Genomic DNA, 5,613 nt, shown 5'->3' with positions numbered 1-5,613 from the left:
TTGCAGAATAGCGAAAATGAAAAATATCGAAGCAGAACTTTAAAATTTATAAACGGAAATAACGCTAACGCTCAAAACTTGAAACTACTCGAACAAAATATATTATTAGATTTAAATTGGTTTATAGAAGAAAATATTGCTGATACGGTAGAAGTCGACTGCGCTATTCCCGCGTTTAACGAGCTTAAAATAGACATTCGACTTTTAAGAGACAGTAAATTGCTTTCTAATTCAAATTATAGACTGAATTGGCAAGCGTAAAAAATTTTTAAAAATAATAAGAAGGAGTTTTAAAAATGGCATTACAACAAAAAACGACTAAAGAAATATACGATTTAATAATAGCTCAAATGAAAAGCGAACTCGGAAAAGAGATAAGCGTTCTTCCAAAATCTTTTATAAGTATTCTTGCGACAGTTTTGGCAGGCGTATTCATGATTTTATATAAATCGTGCAATTGGATTTTCTTGCAAATATTCGTATCGACTGCGAGCTACGAAGAAGTGTCGATACTCGGAAAAACAATAAGCCCGCTCTCCGAGTGGGGAAGGCTTATCGGAGTAGGCGACCCTAACCCTGCGACACAGTCTATAGTGAGCGCAAGAGTTAAAGTAGTTCAAAAAAATAATTCAATTTTTAGCGGAACTCAATTTACTTCAAACTTGAACGGACTTACTTATATAACTACTGAAAGTTATACTTTTACAAAAGACGAAGAAACGATTTTTTTGACATGCGCGGAAGCGGGAGCGAAAGGCAATTTGCATGAAGATGATATTTTAAATATCGTAAATCCGCTTTCGTTTATAGAAGATACAGTAGAAGTAATTTCTTTAATTCAAGTCGGAATAGATAAAGAAAGCGAAAGCAGTTATAGAAAAAAAATAAAAGAGCGTTTTCAGTTGCAACCAGAAGGCGGAGCGCTTTCGGATTATCGAACTTGGGCGAACGAAACCGCGGGCGTGATTAATTCTTATATCTATACAGGAGACCCTGGCAATGTTTTAGTTTATGTTTTAGCCGACCCCGCGATTTATACCGACCGCGTTCCCGACCGCGCTTTATTAAAAAAAGTCGGACAGAATATAGATGTAGACCCTGCGACAGGGCTTGCGACAAGACGACCTGTCACGGCAATCATAGACCCAGACGCGGACGAAAGTTATAAAAATATTCGTGCCGTTAAAGTTGTAGAATTCGATGTAGAAATACTAAAATTAGAAGTGTCGTCAGAAGCGGAAGTAATAAAATTAATTAAAGAAGCGATAGAAGATTATTTTTTAGAGCGAGAACCTTATTTAAAAGGTTTGTCTCTGCCTCCCGCAAAAAATATTATTAACGAAACGAATATTATCGCTATAGTTGACGACATAGTCAAAAATTATAACGGAAATTTTGTCGGAGTAAAAAATATTTTAAACGATGTAGTGACGACTAAATACTCTTTAAAAGAAGGCGAGGTTGCAAAATTAAAAAGTCTAACAGTGAACGAGGTTGTAATTTAAAAAATGGCTTATAATAAAAAATATTTTGAACTTATAAAAAAACTTCTTCCAAAATCGAAGTTATGGAAATTGCTTGACACTAAATATTTGAATAAGTTTTTTAGAGCTTTGACTTCTCTTTTTGACGATGTTCGCAAATATATCGACAGTATCTATTTAGATTTATTTCCAGACTCGACAAGAAGTTTGGAATTATGGGAAGAGCAATATGCGATAATCAATCCTGACAAGAGCGAAGAAATAAGAAGAAATACTATTGCGATGAGATGGAAAGATAAAGGCGGGCAGTCGGCTTATTATATGCAAAAAATACTTCAAGAAAACGGTTTTGATGTTTTTGTTTACGAAAATAATCCGATTACGGACCCTAACTCTTTTTTAGATAACGATGACGACCAAAATCAAGTTATCGTTAACGGCTTTGTTCCGCGCGTTACTGAAATAAGAAATGTATTGATATGCTGTCAAGATGTGCCTCGCGAGGCTTTAGTATATTGCAGCGCGGACGGAAAATGGTTTTGCGGAAACGAAGAAGCGATAAGCGGATATTACAAAAATGACGCGGGCGCGAAATGGTTTTGCGGAAACGACAGAGCGGTATGCGGATACTTTGAAAATTATATTGAGTTTGAAAGCGAAGACGATATTCCGACTAACGAAAAATATTTTCCTTTTTGTTTTTTTGTCGGCGGAAAAGTCGAACGAGACGCAAGCGGAAGAATTACAAAAATGCTGGCGGCTTCGATACCGTTCGAGCGATTAGATTATTTTAGAAGACTTATTTTATCGTTAAAGCCAGCGCAGACTTGGTGTATAATTAGAATGAGAATAAATTAATTTTACCAGCTCGATTTAGTGCCGCCGTCATATTCTTTAGCGAAACCGTTTTTTATCATATATTCTTTTACTTCTATATTATCAGCTTTAACATCTGCAAGTATTCTAAAATATTTATCTCTATTCAAATTATATAAAGTGATAGTTCTATTTTCGAATAATTTTATTAGAGCGTCTTTTGATTTTTGAGCGAGTGCTTTTGTTTCAGCAGTTCCGCCTCGAATTTCTGCAGTATCTATTCCTCTTATCCTCACGCTTATATTACTTCCGATGAGCCAATGCAGATACGGAATATTTACAAAAAATGTATCGCCGTCATAAACTCTTATAACTTGCACATTAGTTAAAACTTTTAATTGAGTATAGTCGCTATAATTATTTTGAGCTTCAAGATTTGAATTAAAAAATCGAATTAAAAATATAAATAGAATTATTATAATTATTTTTTTCATTATAACCTCGCAAGCAATTCGTTTTTCTTTTTGTTAAATTCTTCTTCGTTTAATATTCCTTTATTTTTTAATTCCGCCAATTTTTCAATTTGAGAAGCTATATCTATATTTTGATTTTCGTTTGAACTTTTTACAGAAGCTATTTTATTATTTATTGCTTGAGTAAAATTTTGAACTTTATTTGATTTTAATTCATTAGCAGAAATTTTTAAAACAAAATTTTTATTAATCGTATTTATCTCGAGCAGATGCGGAAACGGATTAAAAATTTTTGTAGCGTCTTTAGTTAAAGAAATAGAATTGATTATATTGTAGTCAAAACTTTCAATCTGTTCTTTAAGTCCGAGTGTCATTCTTAAATAAAAAAATAGTCGTTTGTTTGTAGCTATAAGCACAGCAGGAAGAGGCATATTTATTTTATCTATGCTTGATTCGAGAAAAACATTTATATAATCTTCTACAGTTTCATTTTCGTTTAATTTAGTTTTTGCAATTTCAAATAATTTATTTACTTTTTCTTTTGACATGATTTTTACTCCTTCGATTTTATTTTAATTTTTTTATTTTTCGTTTTAAGGACGGCATACTTTACAAGCAGTATAACCGCGTCTTTTCGCTTCTTTAAGCGTGACCGCAATCGGTTTCTTTTTTAATGTTCTGCAAGTTTTTATATGATACTTAATGCCCGTTTGCGATAGATAAACTATGCGACTATCGTCAGCATTTAAACTTATTGAAGCGATAAAAAGAATTATAAATAATCTGATTAAATTAATTTTGTTCGACATGACTTTACCTCTTTTTAATTTTTATCTTGATTATAATATAGTTTATTTTTTTCTAAATTGCAATATAATACATAAAAAAATATTTAAAAAATTTTTAAAATAATTTTTAAGGAGTTCAAACAATGAAGAAGAAAGTCTCTCAAAAAAAATAACGCACAATTAAAAGAATTTGAAATTAAAGAAAGACGAAGATGTTTCGTAACTTTATCTGCTACAAAAAAAGAAAAAGAAAATATAATAGAATCAGCTAAAAAATACAATCTATCCGTAAGCGCGTATTTGAGAAAATGCCATGATTTTTACTGCGATTATATAAATAATTCTAAAATTAATTGCAAATAAAATATTGAATAAATTATTAAAAAAATTGTTAAAAAATAGAGAATTTTTGCCATTTTTCATGATTTTTAGGCATAATTTCATAGATTTTTTGGCACGAATATTGCAAGTTGTTTTAAATAATATACTAGTTGACTTTAGAAAACAACAACAACAACTTTAAATTCTGTTTTTCTTTTTGTTTTTGTTTTTTTAAAAAATTATTTAGTCCAATCGAATTTAAAATCTTAATCTAAAAATTTTAAAATTTAAAAAACTATGATTTTTAAATTTTAGATTTTTAAAATTTTATAAAAAATATTTTGGAAAATTAAAAATTTAAAAATTGCCGATTTTTTTATTTTTTTAGGGGGGGGTATAAAATATATATTCAAGCCGAAAAAGTCGCTAAAAAACGGCTCTACGCTTTAATTAGACTATTTCAAAAATAAAAATCGCTTTTAAAAAAAGACGCATTTTTAAGTTTTAAAAATCCGCAGAAATTTTTAAAATTTTATTCGTTTGCAATACTAAAAAATAAACATTCGATTTACGAAAAATATAATCATAGCGCAATTAAAAAATAAAATAAAAAATCTTATAAACCGTTTTCGCTTTATATAGAAGATTTTAATTTTTAAAAATCTCGCGTTAGGTGTATTAAAATAAACTACACTGTCTCTTATTTTTTAAGACACTGTCTCTTATTTTTTAAGACACTGTCTCTTATTTTTTAAGACACTGTCTCTTATTTTTTAAGATATTTTTAAGAGACAGTCGCTTAATTTTAGCGTCAAAAAAATCGCATAATTTTAAGCGCTTTTTTCGAGCATTTTTACAAGTTTATTCGTCTCTTCCATAAGCGAATTAATTTTTAAAATTATCTCCTCTTTTTTTAAATTATCCGAATTAGGACTTTTATTTTCTTCGCATTTTTTATCTTCGCTTTCAATTTTCGAGAGCGGATGATTTTGCATTGCAGTTTTTATTGCGCTTGAAAATACTTGAATATATCTGCTTACTGTAGTGTTAATATTTTCATGTCCGAGCATTTTACTTATTAAATATATATCTGTGTTACTCTCTGCCATGTCTGTCGCGAAACCTCTTCGCAGGCTATGACAAGTAATTTTAAAATTATATTTTTTAGAAAGTTTTTTCATTATTGCGCTTATCGTATTTATATTTAAGTCGTTGCCGTTTTGTTTTATTAAAAGCGAGTCCGATTTTTTATCATGTTTTTTGAGTATCGCCTCTCGCTCTTTCAAATAATCTATAAGCGCGTTTTTTACGCATTCGGAAAAACTAATTATGCGAGGCTTCGAGCCTTTTGTTTTGTAAATAGTTATCGTCTTGTCGTTTAAGTTAATCGCATTCGGATTTATTCCCGCCGCTTCTTTTCGTCTTATTCCCGTATTCGACATGAGCATAATCATTAATATATTTCTTCTGTCGCTAAACTTATCTCTTTTTATATTTTCTAAAAACTCCATCGCCTCTTTTGATTTTCTGCATATTTGATTTTTTACCGTCCGCTTCGGTATTTTTATGCTGTCGAAAATATCGAAGAATAAACTTGTTTTAATGATATTGTTTTTAGATAAATATTTTAAATAATCTTTTAATATCATCATTTTAGTAGCGATAAAATTATTGCTTAATTTTCTATTTAGAAGACTGATAATATAAGTTTCAAATGTTTTTATATTTATA

At 29.9% G+C, this 5,613-nt stretch carries 8 protein-coding genes; 4 read left to right on the top strand and 4 right to left on the bottom strand.

Annotated elements, in window-relative coordinates:
• The 3 genes from ACR0QS_RS10350 to ACR0QS_RS10340 all read left to right on the top strand — a co-directional run.
• Positions 1-261, top strand: a 261-nt coding sequence (locus tag ACR0QS_RS10350; RefSeq protein ID WP_432633367.1) for a hypothetical protein, incomplete at its 5' end; no start/stop codon positions are given.
• Positions 262-296: 35 nt separating this feature from the next.
• The gene (locus ACR0QS_RS10345; protein WP_432633366.1) at positions 297-1,505 is read left to right on the top strand and encodes a baseplate J/gp47 family protein; all 1,209 of its coding nucleotides are present in this window, start codon (positions 297-299) and stop codon (positions 1,503-1,505) included.
• A 3-nt stretch (positions 1,506-1,508) separates the two neighbouring features.
• Positions 1,509-2,342, top strand: a complete 834-nt coding sequence (locus ACR0QS_RS10340; RefSeq protein ID WP_432633365.1) for a putative phage tail protein — start codon at positions 1,509-1,511, stop codon at positions 2,340-2,342.
• A gap of 2 nt (positions 2,343-2,344) precedes the next feature.
• Here ACR0QS_RS10340 and ACR0QS_RS10335 read toward each other — a convergent pair whose 3' ends face one another.
• Genes ACR0QS_RS10335 through ACR0QS_RS10325 form a run of 3 tightly spaced genes read right to left on the bottom strand, consistent with a single transcriptional unit; the run spans position 2,345 to position 3,582 of the window.
• Complete coding sequence (locus tag ACR0QS_RS10335; RefSeq protein WP_432633364.1) at positions 2,345-2,794, bottom strand: thermonuclease family protein; 450 nt, start codon at positions 2,792-2,794, stop codon at positions 2,345-2,347.
• Positions 2,794-3,321, bottom strand: coding sequence for an SHOCT domain-containing protein (locus ACR0QS_RS10330; RefSeq protein WP_432633363.1), 528 nt, complete (start codon positions 3,319-3,321; stop codon positions 2,794-2,796). Before ACR0QS_RS10330 ends, ACR0QS_RS10335 begins: the two co-directional genes overlap by 1 nt.
• Before the next feature lie 45 nt (positions 3,322-3,366).
• On the bottom strand, positions 3,367-3,582 hold the full coding sequence (locus ACR0QS_RS10325) for a hypothetical protein (RefSeq protein ID WP_432633362.1): 216 nt from the start codon (positions 3,580-3,582) through the stop codon (positions 3,367-3,369).
• Between the two features lie 174 nt (positions 3,583-3,756).
• Here ACR0QS_RS10325 and ACR0QS_RS10320 point away from each other — a divergent pair, with 174 nt between their 5' ends.
• Positions 3,757-3,924: a plasmid mobilization protein gene (locus tag ACR0QS_RS10320; RefSeq protein ID WP_432633368.1), complete on the top strand. Its 168-nt coding sequence runs from the start codon at positions 3,757-3,759 to the stop codon at positions 3,922-3,924.
• 788 nt (positions 3,925-4,712) lie between these two features.
• On the opposite strand, the gene ACR0QS_RS10315 is transcribed toward ACR0QS_RS10320, so the two are convergent.
• Positions 4,713-5,613, bottom strand: a 901-nt coding sequence (locus ACR0QS_RS10315) for a tyrosine-type recombinase/integrase (protein WP_432633361.1), incomplete at its 5' end; no start/stop codon positions are given.

Origin of the sequence: Brachyspira sp. (assembly GCF_050873525.1) — a bacterium.
Lineage (GTDB): Bacteria > Spirochaetota > Brachyspiria > Brachyspirales > Brachyspiraceae > Brachyspira.
This window is presented reverse-complemented; position numbering and strand designations above follow the sequence as displayed.

Excerpts from the sequence above, each read along its gene's own strand:
- ACR0QS_RS10335 (WP_432633364.1), bottom strand. The coding sequence starts at position 2,794 with ATGAAAAAAATAATTATAATAATTCTATTTATATTTTTAATTCGATTT.
- ACR0QS_RS10340 (WP_432633365.1), top strand. The coding sequence starts at position 1,509 with ATGGCTTATAATAAAAAATATTTTGAACTTATAAAAAAACTTCTTCCA.
- ACR0QS_RS10330 (WP_432633363.1), bottom strand. The coding sequence starts at position 3,321 with ATGTCAAAAGAAAAAGTAAATAAATTATTTGAAATTGCAAAAACTAAA.
- ACR0QS_RS10325 (WP_432633362.1), bottom strand. The coding sequence starts at position 3,582 with ATGTCGAACAAAATTAATTTAATCAGATTATTTATAATTCTTTTTATC.
- ACR0QS_RS10345 (WP_432633366.1), top strand. The coding sequence starts at position 297 with ATGGCATTACAACAAAAAACGACTAAAGAAATATACGATTTAATAATA.